Source organism: Chromobacterium rhizoryzae (assembly GCF_020544465.1).
GTDB lineage: Bacteria > Pseudomonadota > Gammaproteobacteria > Burkholderiales > Chromobacteriaceae > Chromobacterium.
In genome coordinates this window covers 1491217-1514064 of sequence record NZ_CP066126.1, presented here as the reverse complement: position 1 = coordinate 1514064, position 22848 = coordinate 1491217, and the positions used below count along the sequence as shown (strand labels likewise).

Genomic DNA, 22848 nt, shown 5'->3' with positions numbered 1-22848 from the left:
AGCCACACGACGGCTGACAGAATCGGTTGGCAAGCCAGGCGGATACCTCAAGACAACGCAGAATGGAGGCGGCAGACGCCTAACGGGGTTGACAGACCGGCATCTTGGAACCGGCAGCCCGTGAGAGCTCCCCGCCAGCGCCCGCCATTAACACTTATGCCGATACCGACCATGCCGCGCGATAGCATGGCGAAAAGGGTTGGCTAAACGGCCAAATACGTCAAGCCAAGGCGGTCTAATTGAAACCGCATCGCCATTCCGCCCCCTCCCTCAATAAAAACCCGCGGCCAATAAAATGCCACCCACATTTAAATATCCATCCATCACATCAATATAAACAACAATAAAGTCCTTACAAAACCATCTTTATTTAATACTTTCCTAAAAAACAATTTAACAATCAAAATCAATGACATAGAACTGTAATTATTTACCATTGACCTTAAAAAACAAACAGCGAAATACTGTAAATATAAAATTCAATCATTTACAAAAATGATCACAACAATGGCTCGCTCGCTTCATTCCATCACTTAGGAGCGCCATATGCGATTGTATAAAAGCCTTGCCCTTGCCGCGGGCCTGATGCCCTTATTGTCGGCGTGCGAAACCGACGAAGCTAGCCCCTTTGCCGCCGGATCGGCGCAAACCGCCAGTTTCAAACAGGCCGCCAGTTCCGTCATCAAAACCGATTTCGAAATCTTCAAGCAATGCGCGGACAACTGCATTCTCTCGCCGGCGGAACCGGGTAAATTCATCAGCACCTCATTGCCGCTGCAAATCACCCCGTCGCCGGACGAAGGCGTGCTGTATTACTCGATGTTCGTGCAAGACCGTCTCATCGCCGCGGCCAATAATAGCGCCACCATCAAGATCGACAACTTCGCCAAGGTCCGGATCAACGATGGCCAAAGCACCGGCCACGCGCCGGGCACTTTGACCATTGAGCTGGCCGCCCCGGACGGCAAGGTCAAGACATTCACCCATAAGCGCCGCACCGAATGGTTCACGCTGAATTGGGTGGTGCCCATCGGCAAAGACGCGCCCACCAGCATCAAACTGTTCATCATGGACATGGACAGCAATAAGAAGATCGTCGATCACTCGCCGCTGTACAGCGTGGACCTGGACAACGCCGCGCTGGCGCGCTGGCCGGACAAGGCCAAGCTGGCGTTCAGCTCCGCCAATCCAAGAAACGACATCATCCTGTCTTGGCCGGGCGTGGGCTACACCGCCGCGCCCACGCAGCACAACCGGCAAAAGCGCTGGAGCGAATGGCATAGCGGCGTCCTGCTGTGCTGGCTGGACCCGCTGGACGCCATCTACAACTACGTCACCCAAAACCGCTGCCAGTTGAACAAGACCTGGGAAGGCAAGCTGTACCAGGTGGTGGCCGGCAAGCCGCAGATCAATGAATTCAAACCGCTGGCCAAAGCGCCCATCCAGCACCGGGTGCACTTCAGCAAGGAAAACGCCTTGGGCGCGCTGTCCGCCCACCGCGTCTGCGGCATCCCGCTGGAATCCCTGGCCCGCAGCCGCCAGCCCAGAGGATGGGAAGAGCTGTCCGCTTGCGGCTTCCGGGTGGAAAACATCGTCGGGCTATACATCGCCACCCGGCTGTCCTTCGACCGTTTCCGCCAGGTGGTCGATGACTTGATCCATTCCCGCCCGGTCAGCGGCGCGCAAGATCCGGAGGCGCTGGAGCAATTGGGCACCGCGGTGCGCGAAACGCCGGAACTGGCCCGCGAAGGCCTGGCCGAGGCGGAAGCGCGCTTGAACGCCTATCGCGCCAACCACGCCGACGCCAGCGCCGACGACGCGCAAAGAGCGGACGTGCTGTCCCTGACTTGCCCGGCCGACAGCGAGCCTTGCGCCGCCGCCAACGCCGACGGCGCCCACGTCAACCGCGAGTACCACCCCGGCTCAAGCTTCTTCGCGCAGGGCGAGCCGGTGGAATTCCTCGCCAACGGCACCACCGGCAACTGGAGCCAGGAGCGCCTGCTGGCCACCCATCAGCAGCTGCTGGACCAGGGCTATGTCTTCGCCGGCTATCACGGCGGCTCCCGCGCCGCCGCCACAAGCATCGTCACCGCCGGCATCACCCGCCGCACCCAGGATCTGCAGCCGATCTGGCGCGGCCTCTACATCGCCGGCGATCCGAACGTCGCCTACGGCTACGCGCTGGACAACGACTCCGGCGCCACCGGCATCATGATGCGCGTCTACGTGCCCAGAACCGCCCTCTCCCGCCTGTTCCGCACCAGCCAGCCGCTCAGCGACGAGACCGCGGCGCTCAGGGAGATCAGCCGCTTGCTCGGCCGCAACGTCACCTTGAACAGCCTCTTGGGCTATGAGTCGATCACCGGGCCGCAAGACCCCGGCGAAGCGGATGAAACCATTCTGGGCTGGGATCTGGCGGAACACGCGGTGGCGATTCCGTCGATGATTCAGGGCAACAACAGCGTGCGGCCCATCAATGTGCCGGACTACGAGAAGAAGATCAGCGGCCTGCCTGACTACGTCACCAAGCGCTGACCACCATCAGGCCCTGGGAAAGCGCCCTCCGGCTTTCTCAGGGCCTGTTTACGATCTGCTGCGCGTCGTGGAGCGTTACACGGTGAGTACCGCTTCAAAATGCTCATGTACCGTATGTACATTCCGCTTCTTCAGCCGCAACGCCTTGTCTCGCTCTTGCTCGCAAGAACCTAAACAGACTCTCACAGCCCTGGCGCAAAAAAAGCCCGCTGTTTCCAGCGGGCCAAGTCTTACCCCAATTTTAATCAAGCGGCTCAAGCCTCCGTGGCGGCCAGTTCGCGCCGCGCATCCGGCGCCGGCCGCGCCAGCAGCTCCATCCACTTGCGGCAGGCGGACAGCAGGATCACCAAGCCCAGCGCCAGCATGGCGATGGAGATAGCGGCGTTGAACAGGTTGTAGCCCTTGGCCGCCGGGTTCAGGTAAACGTGCTTGATCATCCAGTAACCGGCGTAATTGACGGTGACGTAGAGATAAGCCAGCGGCAGCAGGCAGGTCATCATGTAGGCGCGATTGTGCGACAGCCGCAGGATGATGGTGGCGCCGATGATCAGGCCGATGGACGCCATCAGCTGATTGGACACGCCAAACAGCGCCCACACCGAATTGATGTCGCCGGAGTTCAGCAGATAGCCCCACAGCAGGCAGGCCACCACCGAAGCGCCGATGGCGCCGGGCATCCAATCGGTGCGCTTGAGCGGCGCCCAGGCGTCGCCGACGAAGTCCTGGATCAGATAACGGGCGACGCGGGTGCCGGAATCGATGGCGGTGAGGATGAACACCGCTTCGAACATCACCATGAACTGGAAGAAATAGGACGCCAGATTATGGAACCAGGGAATGCGGGTGAAGATGTCCGCCATGCCCACCGCCAGCGTCACCGCGCCGCCGGTGCGGCCGTACAGGTCCAGGCCGATCTCCTGGGACAGCTGCGGCAGGTTCACCACCTGCATGCCCAGCTTGGCGAAGGTGTCCGGCGCGGAGTTGATGGCGAAGTAATCCGCCGGGTGCAAGGCGGTGGCGGCGATCAAGGCCATCACTCCCACCACGCATTCGGCCAGCATCGCGCCGAAGCCCACCGGCAGGATGTCGCTCCAGCGGTCTATCTGCTTGGGCGTGGTGCCGGAGCCGATGAAGGCGTGGAAGCCGGAAATCGCGCCGCAGGCGATGGTGATGGAGATGAACGGCCATACCGGGCCGGCCAGCACCGGGCCGCCGCCATGGATGAACTGGGTGACGGCCGGGAACTGGATTTGCGGGTTGATGAACACCACGCCCACCACCAACAGACCGAACACGCCGATCTTCATGAAGCTGGACAGACAGGCGCGCGGGGTCAGCAGCATCCACACCGGCAGCGCAGTGGCGAAGAAGGCGTAGATGGGCAGCAGCAGGGACACGGTGGACGCCTTCAGCGTCAGCAGCTCGCCCAGCGCGGTGCCCTGGATGTAGGGGCCGGCGAACACGCAGGCCATGATGGCGGCGACGCCGACATAGCTGGCGTTCTTCATGCTGCCGGTGACGCGCTCCCACAGGCCGACGGCGATGGCGATGGGAATGGTCATGCTCACCGCGAACGCGCCCCAGGGATTGCGCTCCAGCGCGTGCACCACCACCATGGACAAGCCGGCCATGGTGATGGTGATGATGAACAGCATGGCCAGGCCGGTGCACCAGCCGGCCCAGGGGCCCAGCTCGGTCTTGGCCACTTCCGACAGCGATTTGCCGTGATGCTTCATCGAGGCGAACAACACCACGGTGTCGTGCACCGCGCCGCCGATCACACAGCCTATCAGCAGCCACAGCATGCTGGGCAGATAGCCGTACTGGGCGGCCAGCACCGGTCCCACCAGCGGGCCGGCCGCCGCGATGGCGGCGAAGTGGCCGCCAAACGCCACCCACTTGCTGGTGGGCACATAATCCTTGCCGTCCTTTAACTCATGCGCCGGGGTCACGGCGCTATCATCGACACCCAATACCTTGCGCGTGAAGAACACCCCGTACAGGCGGTAGCAAATGGCAAGTATGCAAAGGGTGGCGATCACGAAGGTCAATGCGTGATCCATTTTTGTCAGCTCCGGTGATAGTCTCACCCGGAACTTACGCGCGGGCGCGGTCTCCGTGGGGCGGAAAGCGGCTCAGCGGCCGCATGGCGTCGCCAGCGGCGGTCAGAGCGGGGCGAGCGGTTCCCGGAATGTGCTGACGATCTTGAGCGGAACAAGGCGAAACCGGCTGAGAAAACGGAATGGTCAAACGGTACATGAGCATTTCGAAGCCGGTTTTAACGCGGTATCCCCGACGCGCAGCAGATCGTAAACAAGCCCTCAGGGCCTGTTCAAAGTCTCGCGAGCTAGGGCGAGACAAGGCGAAACCGGCTGAGGAAGCGGAATGTACAGATGGTACATGAGCATTTCGAAGCCGGTTTTAACGCCGTATCGCCGACGCGCAGCAGATCGTAAACAGGCCCTCAGGGCCTGTTCAAAGTCTCGCGAGCTAGGGCGAGACAAGGCGAAACCGGCTGAGGAAGCGGAATGTACAGATGGTACATGAGCATTTCGAAGCCGGTTTTAACGCCGTATCGCCGACGCGCAGCAGACTTTGAACAGCTTATCAGGGCTGCCAGTCCTGATAGGGCTTATGCACCTTGGCGTAGGCTTTTTGCAGTTCGCCGCTGGCGCGCGCGGCGCGGATGGCCCGGTTCAGCGCCTGATGGACGAAATCGCCGCGGCGGTTGCAGTTGAGGAAGAGCACGTCCGGGTAGTCGTCGAAACGGGCGCGGCGGATATTGTTCAGCTTGAACTTTCGCACCAGATAATCCGCCTCCTCCTGCGCCCACAGCACCCCGTCCACCCGGCCCAGATTCAGCTTTTTCAGCGATAGCTCCAGATTGACCACGCTCTTGCTGGGAAAGCCCCAGTTCACCGGCGGCGCCTCGATATTGTATTTGGCCAGATTGGCCATGCGCAGCACGTCCTCTTTGTCCAGCGGCTTGGTCTTGTGGGTGTAGAGCACGAAGGTCACCTTGCCCAGCATCTCCTTGGTGAACTGATAGGGCGTGGCGTCGTCCGCGCCCTCCCTCACCTTCATGATGGGAAAACGGAAGTCCGCGTTCTTGTCGCTGGCGTCCAGATAGACGCGCTTGACCGGCTCTATGCTGAAACTGATCTTGCCTTCCTTGTAATGTCTGGCCACCACTTGCAGCAGTTCGGCGAACGGGCTGTTCTGGTTGTTCTCCAGCAATTGCGGCAGAAACACGGCGATGCCGTGCAGATCCGGCCGGTTGATGTCCGGCGAGCTGTCCTGGGTTGCCGTGCCGTTGCAGGCATGAAGCAGGCCAGGCGCGCAGCCCAGCGCCCAGGCCGCGCACAGCAGCATTTGTTTTGTCATCGAATGTCTCCCCCTGGACTGAGGTTTAGCACAGCGGAGGGGGATGCGCGGCGCATTTGGACGGGCGGCCGCTAGCTCGCGATGCCCAGCGCGTCCTTCAAGGGCTTCAGATAGCGGCGGCTGACCGGCAGGCTGTGGCCGTCCAGCGTATGGATGGTGGCGACGCCGTTGTCGCCGAACAGGATTTCCCGGATCGCCGACAAGCGCACCAGGTATTGCCGATGGCAGCGGAACAGATCGCTGCGCTCTTCCAGCGTGCGCAGCGTCAGCTCGGTGAAGCGCTCCACGCCGGCGGCGTCCACCACGTAAACGCCGCTGAGCCGGGAGCAGACATAGGCCACCTCTTCCAAGCGGCACAGCACGATGCGGTTGACGCCCTGGCAGGGAATCAGGCTGAGCGGCGCCAAGGCGCATACCGCCGCCGGCGGCGACGCGGCGCGCTGGCGCAGCCGCGCCAGGGTCTTGGCCAAGCGCGCCGGGTCCACCGGCTTCAGCAGATAGTCGCAGGCGTGTTCTTCAAAGGCCTGCAGCGCGTAGGCGTCGTAAGCGGTGACGAACACCACTTGCGGCATGGCCTCCGGGTCCAGCATCGCCAGCATTTCCAGGCCGCTGATGCGCGGCATCTGGATGTCCAGGAACACCACGTCCGGCTTGCGGCGATGGATGAAGGCGATGGCCTCCACCGCGTTGCCGCACTCGCCGACGATGTCCAGTCCGCCGGCGGCCTGCAATAGCTGGCGCAATTCGTCGCGCGCCAGCGGTTCGTCGTCCACCAGCAGCGCGCTGGGCAGGCCGGCCGCGCTCATGTCGCCGCTCCGGCGCGGCGCGCGTCCGCCTGCGGGCAACGACAGGGCAGCAGCAGGCTGACCCGGGTGTAAAGCTCAGGGGCGCAATCCACCGCCACCCCGTAGGCCTCGCCGTAACGGGCGCGGATGCGGCGGTCCACCAGGGACATGCCCAGGCCGTCGCTCTGTTCCGGCTTGTGGTAGAGGCCGGCGTTGTCCTCCACCGTCACCCGCAGGCCTTGCGCGTCGCAGCGGGCGGAGATGCGGATGCGCCCCGGCTCCAGCAGCTGGGAGGTGCCGTGCTTGATCGCGTTTTCCACCAGCGGTTGCAGGGAAAACGCCGGCAGTTCGGCGCGGCGCGCCGCCTCCGGCGCGGCTATCTCAACCTGCAGCCGGCCGGCGAAGCGCGCCTCCTCGATGCGCAGATAGGCGCTGACGTGGTCGATCTCGTCGCCCAGTGTGGCCATCTCGCTGGAGCGCTTCAGGTTCTTGCGGAAAAAGGTGGACAGGTATTGCACCAGCTGGCGCGCATGCTCCGGGTTACGGCGTATCACCGCGGACAGGGTGTTGAGCGCGTTGAACAGGAAATGCGGATTGACCTGGGCGTGCAGCAGCTTGATCTCGGTTTGGGCCAGCAGCTGTTTCTGCTGCTCGTACTTGCCTTGCAGGATCTGGTTAGACAGCAGCCGGGCAATGCCCTCGCCCAGGGTCAGGTTGATGCCGGAAAACAGCTTGTTGCGCGTCTCGTACAGCTTGATGGTGCCGATCACCCGCTCGTCCTCGCCGCGCAAGGGGATCACCAGCGAGGAGCCCAGCTTGCAAGCCGGGCTGATGGAGCAACGGTAAGGCGTCTCGTTGCCGTCGGCGTACACCACCTGGTTGGCGGCGATGGCGCGCTGGGTCAGCGGCGAGGTGATCGGCGTGCCCGCCAGATGGTGGTCGGCGCCGGCGCCGATGAAGGCCAGCAGCCGCTCACGGTCCGTCAGCGCCACCGCGCCCACGCCCAGTTCCTCGTACAGGATGCGCGCCATGGTCATGCAGTTATCGCGGTCAAAGCCGTGGCGCAGCACGCCCTCGGCGCGGGCGGCGATCTGCAGCGCCTTGGAGGAGAAGGCGGAGGAATACTTCTCCGCCAGCGCGCGCCGGTCCAGCAGGATGCGCATGAACATGGCCGCGCCCAGGGTGTTGGCTATCATCATCGGCAGCGCGATGCTGCGCACCAGATGCCCGGCGGCGGCGAAGGGCTTGACCGCCGCCAGCAGGATCAACATCTGCATGCATTCGGCCAGCAGCGCCACCGCGGCCACCGCCAGCGGGTCGAACACCCGCCCCAACTGGCCGCGCCGCACGAAATAACGGTGCACCAGCCCGCCCAGCAGGCCTTCGGCCATGGTGGACGCCATGCAGGCGCCGGCGGTGACGCCGCCCAGCGAATAACGATGCAGGCCGCCGGTGAAACCCACTGCCAGCCCCACCCACGGCCCGCCCAACATGCCGCCCAGCACCGCGCCGGTGGCGCGGGTGTTGGCGATGGAATCGTCGATGTGCAAGCCGAAATAAGTGCCCATCACGCAGAACACCGAGAACACCAGATAGCACACCAGCTTGTGCGGCAGGCGGATGGTGACCTGGGTCAGCGGGATGAACAGCGGCGTCTTGGACAAGAGATAGGCGATCACCAGGTAAACGCACATCTGCTGCAACAAGGTCAGGATCAATGAGAACTCGGTCAACATGCGGGCAGCACAATAAGGGTGTGCCGCCGAGCATAGGCGACGGTTCGCCGCCCGACCTTGGTCTGGATCAAACCGTTTTCAGGCGCCGCCGGCGCAAACCAAAACGGCCGCCGAAGGCGACCGTTTCTTTCATGCGGACTCAGAACGTGTTTACGATCTCGCGAGCTAAGGCGAGACAAGGCGTTGCGGCTGAGAAAGCGGAGTGTACACACGGTACATGAGCATTTCGAAGTCCTACTCACCGTGTAACGCTCCACGATGCGCAGCAGATCGTAGGCAGGTTCTCAGACGGGGATGACCGGAATCTTGCCTATCTTCACGCGCCACTCGGCCGGGCCAGTGTTATGCACGCTGGATCCACAGGAATCCACCGCCACCGTCACCGGCATGTCCTTGACCTCGAACTCGTAAATGGCTTCCATTCCCAGGTCTTCGAAGGCCACTACCTTGGACGCCTTGATCGCCTTGGACACCAGATAGGCGGAACCGCCGACGGCCATCAGATAGACCGCCTTGTTGTCCTTGATCGCCTCGATCGCGGTGGGACCGCGCTCGGCCTTGCCTATCATGCCCAGAAGGCCGGTCTGCTCCAGCATCTGGCGGGTGAACTTGTCCATGCGGGTGGCGGTGGTGGGGCCGGCCGGGCCCACCACTTCGTCGCGCACCGGATCCACCGGGCCCACGTAGTAGATGAAGCGGTTGGTGAAGTCCACCGGCAGCTTCTCGCCCTTGTTCAGCATGTCCACCATGCGCTTGTGCGCGGCGTCGCGGCCGGTGAGGATCTTGCCGTTGAGCAGCAGCACGTCGCCCGGCTGCCAGCTTTGCACCTCTTCCGGGGTGATGGCGTCCAGGTTGACGCGCTTGCCGTTGGAGTTGTCGTAAGTGATGTCCGGCCAGTCTTCCAGGCACGGCGCTTCCAGCGAAGCCGGGCCGCTGCCGTCCAGGTGGAAGTGCACGTGGCGGGTGGCCGCGCAGTTGGGGATCATCGCCACCGGCAGGCTGGCCGCGTGGGTGGGGTAATCCAGAATCTTCACGTCCAAGACCGTGGTCAGGCCGCCCAGGCCCTGGGCGCCGATGCCCAGCGCGTTGACCTTTTCAAACAGTTCCAGGCGCAGTTGCTCCACGCGGCTCAGTTCCGCGCCGCTGTCGGCCTTGGCCTTCAAGTCCTGGATGTCCACATGGCTCATCAGGCTTTCCTTGGCCAGCAGCATCGCCTTTTCCGGCGTGCCGCCGATGCCGATGCCGAGAATGCCCGGCGGACACCAGCCGGCGCCCATGGTGGGCAGGGTCTTCAGCACCCAGTCCACGATGGAGTCGGACGGATTCAGCGCGTAGAACTTGGATTTGTTCTCCGAGCCGCCGCCCTTGGCCGCACAGGTCACTTCCACGCCGTCGCCTTCGACGATCTCGAAATGCACCACCGCCGGGGTATTGTCCTTGCTGTTCTGGCGTTTGCCGGCCGGATCCAGCAGCACCGAGGCGCGCAGCTTGTTGTCCGGGTTCAGGTAAGCGCGACGCACGCCTTCGTTCACCATCTCCTGCACCGACAACTCGGCGTCCCACTGCACCTTCATGCCCACTTTCAGGAACACCACGGCGATGCCGGTATCCTGACAGATCGGGCGCTTGCCTTCCGCGCACATGCGGCTGTTGATCAGGATCTGGGCCATGGCGTCCTTGGCCGCCGGGCTCTCTTCCTTTAGATACGCCTGGTACAGCGCGTCGATATAGTCTTTGGGATGGTAATAGCTGATGAACTGGAAGGCGTCGGCAATGCTTTGCACGAAGTCTTCCTGACGGATGATGGCCATTTTCGGGTTTCTCCAGCGTAGGGCTATTTGGGGTTTGCCCTGTTATTTTATGGAGGCGCGCCGCCCGCGCCAATCCAAACCCTCAACAGTACCCGATAAAACCGTCCGCGGCCAGCCAATGCCCCCCCGCTCCGGACCGGTCCAAAGCCTCGCGAGCAAGCGCGAGACAAGGCGAAAACCACTGAAAACAGCTTCTCAAGCGCCGCTGCGATCCTCGCGATCCTCCCTTGGACTGCGGTCGAAACGCTTGCGATAGGCGCGGGAAAAATAAGACGGCGACTCAAAGCCGCAGACCACGCTGATTTCCACCACGCTCAGCTCGGTCTGGCGCAGCAGCCAGCGGGCGCGATCCAGCCTCAGCGCGCGGTAGAACTCCGCCGGCGAGGCCTTGAGATGCGCGCGGAACAAGCGTTCCAGCTGGCGGCGGGTGGCGCCGCAACGCGCGGCCAGCTCCTCCGGCGGCCACGGCTCTTCCAGTTGCTCCTCCATCAGCCGTATCGCCTGCGCCAGCTTCTTGTTGTGCACCTGATAACGGCTGGCCACCTGCAGACGCTGGTGCTCGGACGGGCTGCGCATCTGCCCCTGCACCAATTGCTCGGACACCGCCAGCGCCAGCTCGCGGCCGTGACGGCGCGCCAGCAAGGCCAGCGCCAGATCCAGCCCGGCCGCCGCGCCGGCGGAGGTGGGCCGCCGCTCGGTCAGGAACAGCTCCTGGCTGGCGGTCACCTGCGGATAGCGTTCCCGGAAGGCCGGAATCGCCTCCCAGTGCAGCGTCACCGTCTCGCCGCGCAGCAAGCCGGCCTCGGCCAGGATGAAACAGCCGGTGTCTATCGCCCCCAGGGTCATGCCCCCGCGCTCCAGCCGCCGCAGCGCCGCGCCCAGCTCCGGCGTGTAATGCCGCAGCGGATGGAAACTGCTGACCACGAACAGACAGGTGCACGGCCCGGCCTCCGCCAGCGCGCCGTCCACCATCAGCGCGATGCCGTTGCTGGCCGCCACCGCCTCGCCGTCCACGGACAACAGCCGCCAGCGGCTGGCGCCGGGCTGAAAGCGATTGGCGATGCGGAACGGCTCCATCAGCGCGGCGAAGCCGATGAAGGAAAACTCCGGCAACAACAGGAAATGGTATTCGTCCACCGCGCTTTCCCCTCCCAGTCTAAGAACCTGTTTACGATCTGCTGCGCGTCGTGAGACGTGGCACGGTGAGGGCGTCTTCGAAATGCTCATGCGCCACTTGCACATTCCGCTTTCTCAGCCGCAACGCCTTGTCTCGCCTTAGCTCGCGAGATCGTAAACACGTTCCAAGGCCCAGCATAAGCGCGAGCGCCCGGTTCGCGCCAATGCAAATTGTCGCGCAATGAAAAGTAAGCGTCGCGGCCATCCGCTCCGCCGCCGCCGGCACACCGTTAAATCATCAACAGCCGTCCCCCACTCAAGGCTTTTGAAGGAGCCCCGCCATGCAACAGCACGCCGTCATCCAGCCCCCGCCCGCCGCGCCGCGCCTGCCCGCCGACTTCTGCAGCGACATCGAGCGCGCTCACACCCTGCCGGCGCGCTGCTACACCGCCGACGAGGTGTTCCAGTACGAAAAAGAACAGATCTTCGCCAAATCCTGGCTCTGCCTGTGCCACGGCAGCGAGCTGGCCCGGCCCAACGATTACGTCACCCGCCGGGTGATAGGCGAGAACATCCTGCTGCTGCGCGACCGCGACGGCGAGCTGCGCGCCTTCTACAACGTCTGCCCGCACCGCGGCCATGAGCTGCTCAGCGGCAGCGGCCAAGCCAGGAATGTGATCACCTGTCCCTACCACGCCTGGGCCTTCAAGCTGGACGGCCAACTGGCGCACGCGCGCAACTGCGAGCAGGTGGCGGACTTCGACCGGGCCGGCAGCCATCTGAGCCCGTTGCGAGTGGCCGAATACTGCGGCTTCGTCTTCGTCAACATGGACCCGGACGCGCCGGACATCGACGTCGAATACGCCGGCCTGCGCGAGCACTTCATGCAAGTGTGCCCGCGAGTGGCGGACTTGAAGGTGGCCGAGCGCGTGGTCACCACCACGCCGGCCAACTGGAAAGTCATCGTCGACAACTACATGGAGTGCTACCACTGCGCGCCGGCCCACCCCAGCTTCTCGCAATCGGTGACCACCGACGGCTACACCCACAGCCTTCACGGCCGCTGGACCTTGCAGCGCGGCGCAGCCCAATCCAGCGACAGCAGCTACGCCTTTGACGGCGAGGCCGCCAACCAGGCCTTCAACGGCTACTGGCTGTGGCCCGGCGTGATGTTCAACGTGGTGCCCGGCGACGCGGCGATGACGGTGATCTACGAGTTTCCGGAATCCGCCGGCGTCACCGTCCAGCATTACGAAATCCTCTTCCTCAACCAGGATTTGAGCGAGGAGCAACGCCGCTTCGTCAGCTGGGCGCGCGACGAATTCCGCCCCGAAGACCTGCGGCTGGTGGAAAGCGTGCAACGCGGGCTGCAATCGCGCGGCTACCGCGGCCAGGGCCGCATCATGGCGGACAGCCAGCGCAGCGGCATCAGCGAGCACGGCATCGCCCATTTCCACCAGATGGTGGCCGCCGCCTACCGCGGCTGAACCGGAGCGCCGCGCATGCCCGCCATCGTCACCGAAGTCTGCGCCATCGAAGAAGTGGCCGCCGGCGTCAAAGCCTTCACCCTGCGGCCGCTGGACGGCCCGGCCCCGCCCTGCCCGTCCGGCAGCCACATCGTAGTGGACATGCCGCCGCCGGGCCGGCCGGCGGCCTACTCCTTGCTGGACCCCGGCGGCGGGGTCTACCGCATCGCGGTCAAACACGAGCCGGATTCGCGCGGCGGCTCGCGTTATCTGCACGCGCTGGCGCCGGGCAGCCGCCTGCGGGTGCAAGCGCCGGCCAACCGTTTCCCGCTGGCCGCTGTGCCCGGCCCGCGGCTGTTCATCGCCGGCGGCATCGGCATCACGCCCTTCATCGCCCATATGGCGGCGCTGGGCGCTGACGCGAACTACCAGCTGCACTACGCCTTCCGCGACGCCGCCGGCGCCGCCTTCGCCGCTCAGCTGGCCGAGCGCAGCGAGCGCGGCGACGCCAGAATCCGCCTGTACGAGAGCCGGGCCGGCCGCAGGCTGGATCTGGACGCGCTGATCGCCGCCGCGCCGGCGGACAGCCAGGTGTATGTCTGCGGGCCGGAGCGGCTGATCGCGGCGACGGCGGACGCCTGCGCGCGGCGCTTGCCGGCCGGCCGGCTGCACTATGAGCGCTTCAGCGCCGACACGGCGGCCGAGAGCGCCGGCTTCGAGGTGGAACTGGCCCGCTCCGGCCTGCGGCTGCGAGTGGACGCCGACGAATCCATCCTGGCGGCGATAGAACGGCAGAGCTCGCTGCGGCCGGACTGTCTATGTCGGGAAGGTTATTGCGGCAGCTGTGAAACCAGGCTGCTGGCCGGCGACGCCGAACACCGCGACCAATACCTGAACGAGGCGGAGCGGCGGGAGCGCATCATGATCTGCGTGTCGCGGGCGGCGGGGGACGGGCCGCTGGTGCTGGATTTGTAACTAAGGCCCGCTAACAAAACCCCTGATCCTACGTTGCGCCTCCTGGTCGTACGACTTGTACTGCCTGCGTCGGCGCGCCTTGCCTCAGGTACGCTGCGCGGTTTTGTTAGCGGGCCTAGGCTGAGTGCGCTCCGCGGCACATCCATGCTCAAACAGCAAAATTAACCGCTTTTACGGCCGACACAACAGCTTTTCTAGCGCGGTCTTGGCCAGGAAACCGCTACGGCTATCGTATTCCGGGTGGGAAGCGACATATTCATCGATACGGTGCAGAAGGTTGGCCGGCAACGTGACATTGATCTTGGTCGCTTTACCCAGATAGCGGGTGATGTCCACATCCACCAGCGCCCAGAGATGGCCGGCAAACTCAGATTTACCGACATGAGCCTGCGCGCTGCTGGCCAGAGGGATGACGTCCAGGTCTTCCACCAGCCCTTCCAGATGTAGCTCAATGGCTTCGCGGGCGTTCCGGATGGCCTCATCCAGAGTGTCCCCGGCGGAGAAGCAGCCGGGCAGATCCGGCACGATGACGCCGTAGGCATGTTGGTCGTCACCGGGTTCAACTGCAATCGGGTAGTACATAATGGTTCCTTACTTGAGACCCGCTTGTTTCTTGATACTGTTCAGCGTGCCTATCGGTATGTCCTTCTTGGGGTGAGGCACCGTCACCCGGCCGGTCTTGATCGGGTGTTTGAACTGTTGATGGCTGCCCTTGGCGGCAACCAGATACCAGCCGTCGGCCTCTATCATGCTGATGACTTCTTTGCTGGTCACGGCGTCGCCCCTACACTTAGAACCGGTTTGCGATCTGCTACGCTTCGTGAACACGGTACGGTGAGAACAGCTTCAGAATGCTCAGGTAGCACTTCTACATTCTGCTTTTGTTTTCACCTTGTCGCGCCCTTGCGCGCACGACATTTGAGCAGACTATCGGACAGAGCTTATTGTAGCTTCTACAACAGGCCAGTCAATAACCCTGGGGTTATTGAGCAGACAGCCCAGCGCTCTGGCTCCCAATCAGCGACTCAGCTACGAGGGACGCCATGCCCCGCCCCGCTCACCCCAGCACCGTGCGCGCCAGCTGTATCCCGTGCTTCTTCAACTTGTACTGCAAGGTAGCGCGCGGCAGGCCCAGCCGGCGCGCCGCCTCGGTCAGATTGGCGCAGCCCTCCAGGCAATCCACCAACAGCCGGCGCTCATAGCGCGCCATCCGCTGCTCCAGCGTGCCCTCGCCATCCGGCGGCGGCGCGGCCGGCGCCGACGGCCGGCGTTCCTCCGCGCGCAGCTGCGCCGCTTCGCCCTCTTCCTCCAACAACAGGAAGTCTAGTTCGTCCCCGCCCTCGCACAGGATCAGGCTGCGCAGCAGCACGTTCTCCAGCATGCGCACATTGCCCGGCCAGTGATAGCGCAGCATGCGCTCCATCACCGCATGGCTGATGCGCTGCACGCGGTGGCCGGTGACCTTGCCGTGCTTGCGCAAGAAAGACTGCGCCAGCAGCGGAATGTCCCGCAGCCGCTCGCGCAGCGGCGGCACCGCCAGACAGCCCACGTTAAGCCGGTACAACAGGTCCGGCCGGATCTTGCGCTCGTCCAGCATCCGCTGCGGCGACTCGTTGCTGGCCGCCACCACCCGCACGTCCACGCGCACCTCCGCGCCGGAGCCCACCCTGCTGAAGGTGCCCTCCTGCAAGGCGCGCAGCAGCTTGCCCTGGATGGACAGCGGCAGCGAGTTGATCTCGTCCAGAAACAGGGTGCCGCCATGGGCGGACTCCAGCACCCCGCGCCGGTCCTCGGCCCCGGTGAAGGCGCCGCGCACGGTGCCGAACAAGGTGCTTTCAAACAGCGGCTCCGGCAATGCCGCGCAATTGAGCACCACGAAGGGGCGCTCGGCGCGCGGCCCCTCCTGATGCAGCAGCCGGGCGAACAACTCCTTGCCGGTGCCGGTTTCGCCGTGGATCAGCACCTGCACGTCGGCGCGCGCCAGCCGCCGGGCCTGGTGGATCAGCTGCTTCATCGCCGCGTCGTCGGTGATGATGCCCATCAGCCCGCCGTCTGCCCCCTCTTCCACGTTCTGCTGCAAATCCACCAGCGCCTGATGCAGCGGGCTGACCACGGTCAGATCGCGGGACAGCTCCACCGCGCCGACGATGCGGCCGTCGGCGCGCTTCAGCGGCAGCGTGGTGTGCACCTGATGCACCGCCTTGCCCCTGGGATTGCGATAACGCTGGTAATGATTGCGGTAGCTGCGGCCCTGCCGCAGCGCCTGCAACAGCGTGCTGCTGTTCTCGTCCAGTTCCGGGTACAGCTCCAGCAGATAGGCCCCCAGCGCCTGCTCCGCGGTGTACTCGTCCAGCTGCGAGCACTCCTGGTTGTAATAGGCGTAGCGCCCGTCCTGGTCGATGATGGCCACCGACAGGCCGATCGCGTCGAAAAAATCGCCAAACAGCGCAATGCCCTGGTTCAGGTCCGCGTCCATGTCTCCCCCTTCCCCTTAAGAACCTGTTTTCGATCTGCTGCGCGTTGTGGAGCGTTACACGGTGAGTACGGCTTCAGAATGCTCATGTACCACCTGTACATTCCGCTTTCTCAGCCGCAACGCCTTGTCTCCCCTTAGCTAGCGAGATCGTAAACAGGTTCTTAGCTGCTTCAAGCACGGGTGCCGAAAATTCGGCGTTTTTATGAATAGTTGCAGTATTGACGGTTTTTGTCGCCGCGAGCAAGCGCAAAACCCTTTTAAATTCATGCAATTAAAAAACAGATCCGCTGGCATGGATGTTGCCACGCCTACACTGTCGCGCTAAGAGCGGCTAACAAAATCAGTTTCACGTCTGAGGCAAGGCGCGCCGACGCAGGCAGTACTTGAGTACGGCAAGTCGGCGCAACGCAGCATCAGGAATTTGTTAGCCACTCTACAGGCGCGGCACACAACTACAGCAGGCTGCCACAGCCGCAAAGGAGGAGAGCCCCATGCATCACCCCACCCCCGCCATCCACCCTCCCCCGCGCCCATCGTCGCGGTGGAAAACCTGCGCAAGCGCTTTGACGGCCAAGTCGTGCTGGACGGCGTCTCCTTCGCCGCCTCCGCCGGCGAGGTGGTGTCGCTGATCGGCGCCAGCGGCTCCGGCAAGAGCACCTTGCTGCGCTGTCTCAACCTGCTGGAAGTCCCGGACGACGGCCGAGTGCTGATCGCCGGCGAGGAGATCGCCCTGCGCACCGACAAACGCGGCCGGCGCGCGCCGGCCGACCCGCGCCAGGTGGACCGGCTGCGCTCGCGGCTGGGCATGGTGTTTCAGAACTTCAATCTGTGGCCGCACATGACGGTGCTGGAAAACCTGATCGAGGTGCCGGTGCGCGTCCTGCGCCAGCCGCGCGCCGAAGCGGTGGCGCTGGCCGAGGCGCTGCTGGAGAAAGTGGGCATGGCGGACAAGCGCCAGGCCTATCCGGCCTTTTTGTCCGGCGGCCAGCAACAGCGGGTGGCCATTGCCCGCGCGCTGGCCACCCGGCCGGCGGTGATGCTGTTCGACGAACCCACCTCCGCGCTGGACCCGGAACGGGTGGGCGAAGTGCTGCGGGTGATACGCCAGCTGGCCGATGAAGGCTGCACCATGCTGCTGGTCACCCATGAAATGGCCTTCGCCCGCGAAGTGTCCAGCAAAGTGCTGTTCCTGCATCAGGGCCGCATCGAGGAAGCCGGCCCGCCGGAACAGGTTTTCGCCGCGCCGCGCAGCGAACGCTGCCGCCAGTTTGTCAACGCCTGACACCCAGGGAGAAACCCCATGAACCGATTCCGCGCCCTCATCGCAGCCTTCGCCGTCCTGTTCTGTACCGCCGCGGCCGCCAACCCGCTGCGCATCGGCATCGCCGCCGAACCCTACCCGCCGTTCACCATCAAGCAGAGCAACGGCCAATGGAGCGGCTTTGAAGTGGAGCTGGTGCGCAAGCTGTGCCAGCGCCTCAAGCAAAGCTGTCAGATCGCCGAAGTGTCCTGGGACGGCATCATCCCCGCGCTCAACAGCAAGAAGATAGACGTGATCTTCAACTCCATGTCCATCACCCCGGAGCGGGAAAAAGTCATCGCCTTCAGCCTGCCTTATTACTACACCGCCTCCGAGTTCGTCGGCCCCAAGGGCCAGAAAGCCGTCCTCAGCCCGGCCGGCCTCAAGGGCAAGACCCTGGGCGTGCAATCCGCCACCACCAACGCCAACTTCCTGAAGAAATACTACGGCGCCGGCTCCGTCATCCGTTATTACAACACCCAGGACGAACTGAACGCCGACCTCGTCGCCGGCCGCGTGGACCTGATGCTGCTAGACGCGCTGGCCGCCAGCGATTTCCTTGGCGGCAAGGACGGTTCCGGGCTGGAATCCAAGGGCCTGGCGCCCAAGGACCCGCTGTTCGGCCCCGGCATCGGCGCCGGCCTGCGCAAGACCGACGTCGCGCTCAAGCAGCAGTTCGACCAGGCCATCCTGCAACTGCGCGCCGACGGCAGCTTCGACGCCATCCAGAAGAAATACTTCAAGGTCAACATCTCGCCGGACGCCAAGTGACAGCGACCCGCCCGCCTGAGCCGCCCCAGGGAGAGCCTATATGCTGGATGCACTGCAACAAGCCTACGACGCCGTAGTCCGCGACTGGGGCCCCGCCCTGCTGCAAGGCGCCGTGGTCACGCTGGAAATCTCGCTGGGCGCTTTCGCGCTGGGCCTGCTCATCGGCCTGGCCACCGCTCTGGTCAAACTGGGCGGCCACCCGCTGCTCAAGCGGCTGGCCAACGCCTACACCAGCGTGTGCCGCTCGCTGCCGGAGCTGCTGCTCATCCTGCTGCTCTACTACGCCGGCGGCGACGCCATCAACGCGCTGGCGGCGCTGCTGGGCCAGCCGCAGGTGGAGGTGAACGGCTTCGCCGCCGCCATCGTGGTGCTGGGCATCGTGCAAGGCGCTTACGCGGCGGAAATCATGCGCGGCGCGGTGCAGGCGATACCGCACGGCCACATCGAGGCCGCGCGCGCCTTCGGCTGCGGCCGCTGGCTGACCGCCCGCCGCGTGATCCTGCCGGAGATGATGCCCTACGCGCTGGCCGGCCTGGCCAATCTGTGGCTGGTGCTGATCAAGGACAGCGCGCTGATCAGCGTGGTGGGCTACAGCGAACTGCTGTTCACCACCAAGCAGGCCGCCGGCTCCACCCGCCAGTACCTGCTGTTCTATCTGACCGTGGCCGCCATCTACCTATTGATGACCCTGCTGTCCAACGCCGGCTTCAGCCTGATTGAACGCCGCTTCCGCCGCTGGCAACCGGCGCTGTGAACGGGAGACCCGCATGAACTTCCAATGGCTGCAAGACTACGGCCCCATGCTCTGGCGCGGCGTCGCCGTCACCGTGCAACTACTGCTGCTTTCCGGCAGCCTGGGCTTCGCGCTGGCGGTGGCGGTGGGCTTTGCCCGGCTGTCCCGCCAGCCCTTCCTCGCCTGGCTCAGCCTGTCCTTCACCAACCTGATCCGCGGCACCCCGCTGCTGGTGCAGATCTACGTGCTCTATTACGGCCTGGGCAGCTTGTTCGCCGGTTTCCCGGCGCTGCGCGACAGCCTGCTGTGGCCTTATCTGCGCGAAGGCTTCTGGTACGTGGCGCTGGCGCTGGCGCTGAGCGTGGCCGGCTATGTGGGCGAAGTGGTGCGCGGCGGCCTGGCCGCCGTGCCCAAGGGCGAACTGGAAGCCGCCCGCGCGCTGGGCATGTCGCGGCTGACCGCGGCGCGGCGCATCTGGCTGCCGCGCGCGTTGCTGATCCTGCTGCCGTCCTTGGCCGGCGAAACCGTGCTGCTGCTCAAATCCACCGCGCTGGCCTCCACCGTGGCGGTGATGGACGTGCTGGGCGCGGCCAACCTGGTGCGCGCGCAAACCCTGCGCACCTACGAACCGCTGCTGACCGTAGCGCTGATCTATTTCGCGCTGGCCTGGCTGATAGAACGCGTCTTCCTGCGGCTGGAAAAGAGACTGCCGGTCCGCACCGCCTTCTGAGAACGTGTTTACGATCTAGCGAGCAAGAGCGAGACAAGGCGAAAACCGCTGAGAAAGCGGAATGTACGGATGGTACATGAGCATTTCGAAGTGGTTTTCAACGCCGTATCGCTGAAGCGCAGCAGATCGTAAATAGGTTCTGACACCGTCCTACACCATTATTACGGAGACCCCCATGCGCTTTTCCCCCCTGGTAGACCGCATCGCCGGCGAACGCGTCGATGCCTGGAACATCCACCTGGCGGCGCTGCAAGCCGCCGCCCGCGGCGAGGACGTGATCATCCTCAGCGTGGGCGATCCGGAGTTCGCCACCCCGGCCCCCATCATTGAACGCGCCGTGGCCGCGCTGCGCGACGGCGACACCCACTACAGCCCGGTGGAGGGCCGCGCCGACCTGCGCGCCGCCATCGCCCGCCGCCACGCCGCCGCCACCGGCCTGGAGATGGACGCCGACAACGTCATCGTGGTGGCCGGCGCGCAAAACGGCCTGTTCTCCGCCGCGCTCTGCCTGTGCCAGGCCGGCGACGAAGTACTGGTGCCGGAACCGATGTACCTGACCTACGAAGCCAGCATCCGCGCCAGCGGCGCCGCGCTGGTGCCGGTGCCAGTCAAACCCGCGGACGGCTTCCACCTGGACCTGGCCGCGCTGGAAGCCGCCGTCACCCCGCGCAGCCGCGCGATCTTCCTCGCCACCCCCTGCAACCCCACCGGCGCGGCGCTGCGCCCGGACGAACTGGCCGCGGTGGCCACGCTGGCCCGCCGCCACGACCTGTGGGTGGTGGCCGACGAAGTCTACGCCGGCCTCAGTTTCGAAGCCCCGCACCACAGCATCGCCGCCCTGCCCGGCATGGCGGAGCGCACGCTAACCCTGGGCAGCCTGTCCAAATCCCACGCCATGGCCGGCTGGCGGCTGGGCTGGGCCGCCGGCCCGCGCCCGCTGATCCAGCACATGGGCACGCTGGCCTTGTGCATGCTCTACGGCATCCCCGGCTTCATCCAGCAAGCCGCGCTGCTGGCGCTGCAAGACTACGACGCCTTCGTCGACCCCGTCCGCGCGCTGTACCAGCGGCGGCGCGACCTGGCCCATAGCCTGCTCAGCGGCGTGGACGGCCTGCAATGCCCGCTGCCGGAAGCCGGCATGTTCCTGCTGCTGGACGTGCGCGGCTGCGGCCTGGAGGCCGGGGATTTCGCCTGGAAACTGTTTGAAGCCACCGGCGTCTCCGTGCTGGACGCCGCCGCCTTCGGCCCCACCGCCGCCGGCTTCATCCGCCTGGGCCTGGTGGTGGACGACGAACGCCTGGCCGAAGCCTGCCGCCGCATCGCCCGCTTCGCCGGCCAACTGCGCGCCGCAGCGCCAAGACAAAAGGAATCCGCATGAGCGCCACCCTGGGCAGCTACCTCACCGCCTGGCTGGCGGCTTACGGCGTCGACACCGTGTTCGGCATCCCCGGCGTCCACACCATCGAGCTCTACCGCGGCCTGGCCGGCAGCGGCATCCGCCACATCGCCGCCCGCCACGAACAAAGCCTGGGCTTCATGGCCGACGGCTACGCCCGCGTCAGCGGCAAGCCCGGCGTCTGCTTCGTCATCACCGGCCCCGGCCTCACCAATATCGCCACCGCCATGGGCCAGGCCTACGCCGACTCCATCCCGCTGCTGGTCATCTCCGGCGTCAACGCGCGCGGCAAGCTGGGCTCCGGCGACGGCCACCTGCACGAACTGCCGGACCAGCACGCGCTGGCCAGCCAGATCGCCGCCTTCAGCCACACCCTGACCGCGGCGGCGGAACTGCCTCAAGTGCTGGCGCGCGCCTTCGCCGTGTTCGACGGCAGCCGCCCGCGCCCGGTGCACATCGAAATCCCGCTGGACCTGATGGCCGCGCCCCCCGACGGCCTGCCGCCGCCGCAAGCGCCGGCGATGCGGCTGCTGCGCGGGCCGGCCGCCCCCGCCGCCATCGACCGCGCCGCCCGCCTGCTGTCCGGCGCGGAACGGCCGCTGCTGCTGATAGGCGGCGGCGCGCGCCAGGCCGCGCCGCAACTGACCCGGCTGGCGGAAATGCTGGACGCGCCGGCGCTGATGACCATCAACGCGCGCGGCGCGCTGCCGGACGGCCACCCGCTGGCCCTGTCCTGCAGCCCCTCGCTGCCGGCCGCGCGCCGCCTGATCGCCGCCAGCGACGTGGTGCTGGCCGTGGGCTGCGAACTGGGGCCCACCGACTTCGACATGTACGTGGACGGCGGCTTCCGCCTGCCCGGCGCGCTGATCCGCATCGACATCAACCCGGAACAACTCTGCCGCGGCCGCGGCGCCGACCTGCCGCTATTGGGCGACGCCAAAGAAACCCTGCAACTGCTGACGCTGCAACTGACCGACGCCGCCCGCCAGGGCGAAGAGCGCGCCGACGCCGCCCGCCGCCTGGCCGCCGCCGAAATGGAGCCGGAACACGCCGCCGACCTGGCCTGGCTGCACCGCGTGCGCGACATCCTGCCGCAAGCGCGCTGGGTGGGAGACTCCACCCGCCTGGTCTACGCCGGCAACCTGGGCTTTTGCGCGCCGCGCGGCAACAGCTGGTTCAACGCCTCCGTCGGCTTCGGCGCGCTGGGTTACGGCCTGCCCGCCGCCATCGGCGCCGCGCTGGCCGAACCGGACCGGCCGGTGCTCTGCCTGGCCGGCGACGGCGGCTTCCAGTTCACCCTGGCGGAAATGGGCACCGCAATGGAAACCCGCGCCCGCCTGATCGTGCTGCTGCTCAACAACCGCGGCTACGGCGAAATCAAAAGCGCGATGCGCGCCGCCGATATGGAACCGCTGGGCGTGGACCTTTACACCCCGGACTTCCCGGCGCTGGCCCGCGCCTACGGCTGGCGCGCCGAAACCCTGGCGCTGGGCACGCCGGAACCGCTGCTGCGCCAGGCGCTGGAACAGGCCGCCGCCGCCGCCAATCCCACCCTGATAGAAATTGAAGCTTAAAGCGCGCGCCGGCCCGGCCCCGGGCCGCGCGCCGCAAACTCAATTTGCATAGAACCCGGC

General features: G+C 65.2%; 18 protein-coding genes. 9 read left to right on the top strand and 9 right to left on the bottom strand.

Going from position 1 to position 22848, the window contains the following annotated elements:
• Positions 1–546: 546 nt before the first annotated feature.
• Positions 547–2535 (top strand): exotoxin A binding domain-containing protein, encoded by a 1989-nt coding sequence (locus JC616_RS06965; protein WP_227107439.1) that lies wholly within the window; start codon positions 547–549, stop codon positions 2533–2535.
• 254 nt (positions 2536–2789) lie between these two features.
• Here the strand turns inward: JC616_RS06965 and JC616_RS06960 are convergent, their stop codons facing one another.
• From JC616_RS06960 to JC616_RS06935, 6 genes are all read right to left on the bottom strand, one after another.
• Positions 2790–4598: a carbon starvation CstA family protein gene (locus tag JC616_RS06960; protein WP_227107437.1), complete on the bottom strand. Its 1809-nt coding sequence runs from the start codon at positions 4596–4598 to the stop codon at positions 2790–2792.
• Between the two features lie 544 nt (positions 4599–5142).
• Positions 5143–5919, bottom strand: a complete 777-nt coding sequence (locus tag JC616_RS06955; protein ID WP_146176666.1) for a type 2 periplasmic-binding domain-containing protein — start codon at positions 5917–5919, stop codon at positions 5143–5145.
• Between the two features lie 71 nt (positions 5920–5990).
• The gene (gene btsR, locus JC616_RS06950; protein ID WP_227107435.1) at positions 5991–6725 is read right to left on the bottom strand and encodes a two-component system response regulator BtsR; all 735 of its coding nucleotides are present in this window, start codon (positions 6723–6725) and stop codon (positions 5991–5993) included.
• Positions 6722–8440 carry a sensor histidine kinase gene (locus tag JC616_RS06945; RefSeq protein ID WP_319792924.1) on the bottom strand — a complete coding sequence of 573 codons (1719 nt, stop codon included), beginning with the start codon at positions 8438–8440 and terminating at the stop codon, positions 6722–6724. The genes btsR and JC616_RS06945 overlap by 4 nt, the downstream gene beginning before the upstream one ends.
• Positions 8441–8724: 284 nt before the next feature.
• Entirely contained in the window at positions 8725–10251 is a 1527-nt protein-coding gene (locus JC616_RS06940) for a fumarate hydratase (RefSeq protein ID WP_227107433.1), read from the bottom strand.
• 195 nt (positions 10252–10446) lie between these two features.
• A complete protein-coding gene (locus tag JC616_RS06935) occupies positions 10447–11388 on the bottom strand; it encodes a GlxA family transcriptional regulator (protein ID WP_227107431.1) in 942 nt (313 codons plus the stop codon).
• 320 nt (positions 11389–11708) lie between these two features.
• On the opposite strand from JC616_RS06935, the gene JC616_RS06930 reads away from it, so the two are divergent.
• Positions 11709–12854: an aromatic ring-hydroxylating oxygenase subunit alpha gene (locus JC616_RS06930; protein WP_227107430.1), complete on the top strand. Its 1146-nt coding sequence runs from the start codon at positions 11709–11711 to the stop codon at positions 12852–12854.
• 15 nt (positions 12855–12869) lie between these two features.
• Positions 12870–13808, top strand: coding sequence for a PDR/VanB family oxidoreductase (locus JC616_RS06925; RefSeq protein WP_227107428.1), 939 nt, complete (start codon positions 12870–12872; stop codon positions 13806–13808).
• Positions 13809–13979: 171 nt separating this feature from the next.
• Here the strand turns inward: JC616_RS06925 and JC616_RS06920 are convergent, their stop codons facing one another.
• From JC616_RS06920 to JC616_RS06910, 3 genes are all read right to left on the bottom strand, one after another.
• On the bottom strand, positions 13980–14390 hold the full coding sequence (locus JC616_RS06920) for a type II toxin-antitoxin system HicB family antitoxin (RefSeq protein ID WP_081551195.1): 411 nt from the start codon (positions 14388–14390) through the stop codon (positions 13980–13982).
• Positions 14391–14399: 9 nt separating this feature from the next.
• Complete coding sequence (locus tag JC616_RS06915; RefSeq protein ID WP_043634155.1) at positions 14400–14582, bottom strand: type II toxin-antitoxin system HicA family toxin; 183 nt, start codon at positions 14580–14582, stop codon at positions 14400–14402.
• A gap of 283 nt (positions 14583–14865) precedes the next feature.
• Entirely contained in the window at positions 14866–16284 is a 1419-nt protein-coding gene (locus JC616_RS06910) for a sigma-54 interaction domain-containing protein (RefSeq protein ID WP_227107426.1), read from the bottom strand.
• 532 nt (positions 16285–16816) lie between these two features.
• On the opposite strand from JC616_RS06910, the gene JC616_RS06905 reads away from it, so the two are divergent.
• The 6 genes from JC616_RS06905 (at position 16817) to JC616_RS06880 (ending at position 22788) form a co-directional block, all read left to right on the top strand.
• The gene (locus tag JC616_RS06905) at positions 16817–17566 is read left to right on the top strand and encodes an ABC transporter ATP-binding protein (protein ID WP_227108563.1); all 750 of its coding nucleotides are present in this window, start codon (positions 16817–16819) and stop codon (positions 17564–17566) included.
• An 18-nt stretch (positions 17567–17584) separates the two neighbouring features.
• Positions 17585–18355: a transporter substrate-binding domain-containing protein gene (locus tag JC616_RS06900; RefSeq protein ID WP_227107424.1), complete on the top strand. Its 771-nt coding sequence runs from the start codon at positions 17585–17587 to the stop codon at positions 18353–18355.
• Between the two features lie 40 nt (positions 18356–18395).
• Positions 18396–19109, top strand: coding sequence for an ABC transporter permease (locus JC616_RS06895; protein ID WP_205465673.1), 714 nt, complete (start codon positions 18396–18398; stop codon positions 19107–19109).
• A gap of 13 nt (positions 19110–19122) precedes the next feature.
• Complete coding sequence (locus JC616_RS06890; RefSeq protein ID WP_227107422.1) at positions 19123–19818, top strand: ABC transporter permease; 696 nt, start codon at positions 19123–19125, stop codon at positions 19816–19818.
• A gap of 175 nt (positions 19819–19993) precedes the next feature.
• A complete protein-coding gene (locus JC616_RS06885; protein WP_227107420.1) occupies positions 19994–21196 on the top strand; it encodes a pyridoxal phosphate-dependent aminotransferase in 1203 nt (400 codons plus the stop codon).
• Positions 21193–22788: a 5-guanidino-2-oxopentanoate decarboxylase gene (locus tag JC616_RS06880; protein ID WP_227107418.1), complete on the top strand. Its 1596-nt coding sequence runs from the start codon at positions 21193–21195 to the stop codon at positions 22786–22788. Before JC616_RS06885 ends, JC616_RS06880 begins: the two co-directional genes overlap by 4 nt.
• The last annotated feature ends 60 nt before the right edge of the window (positions 22789–22848 follow it).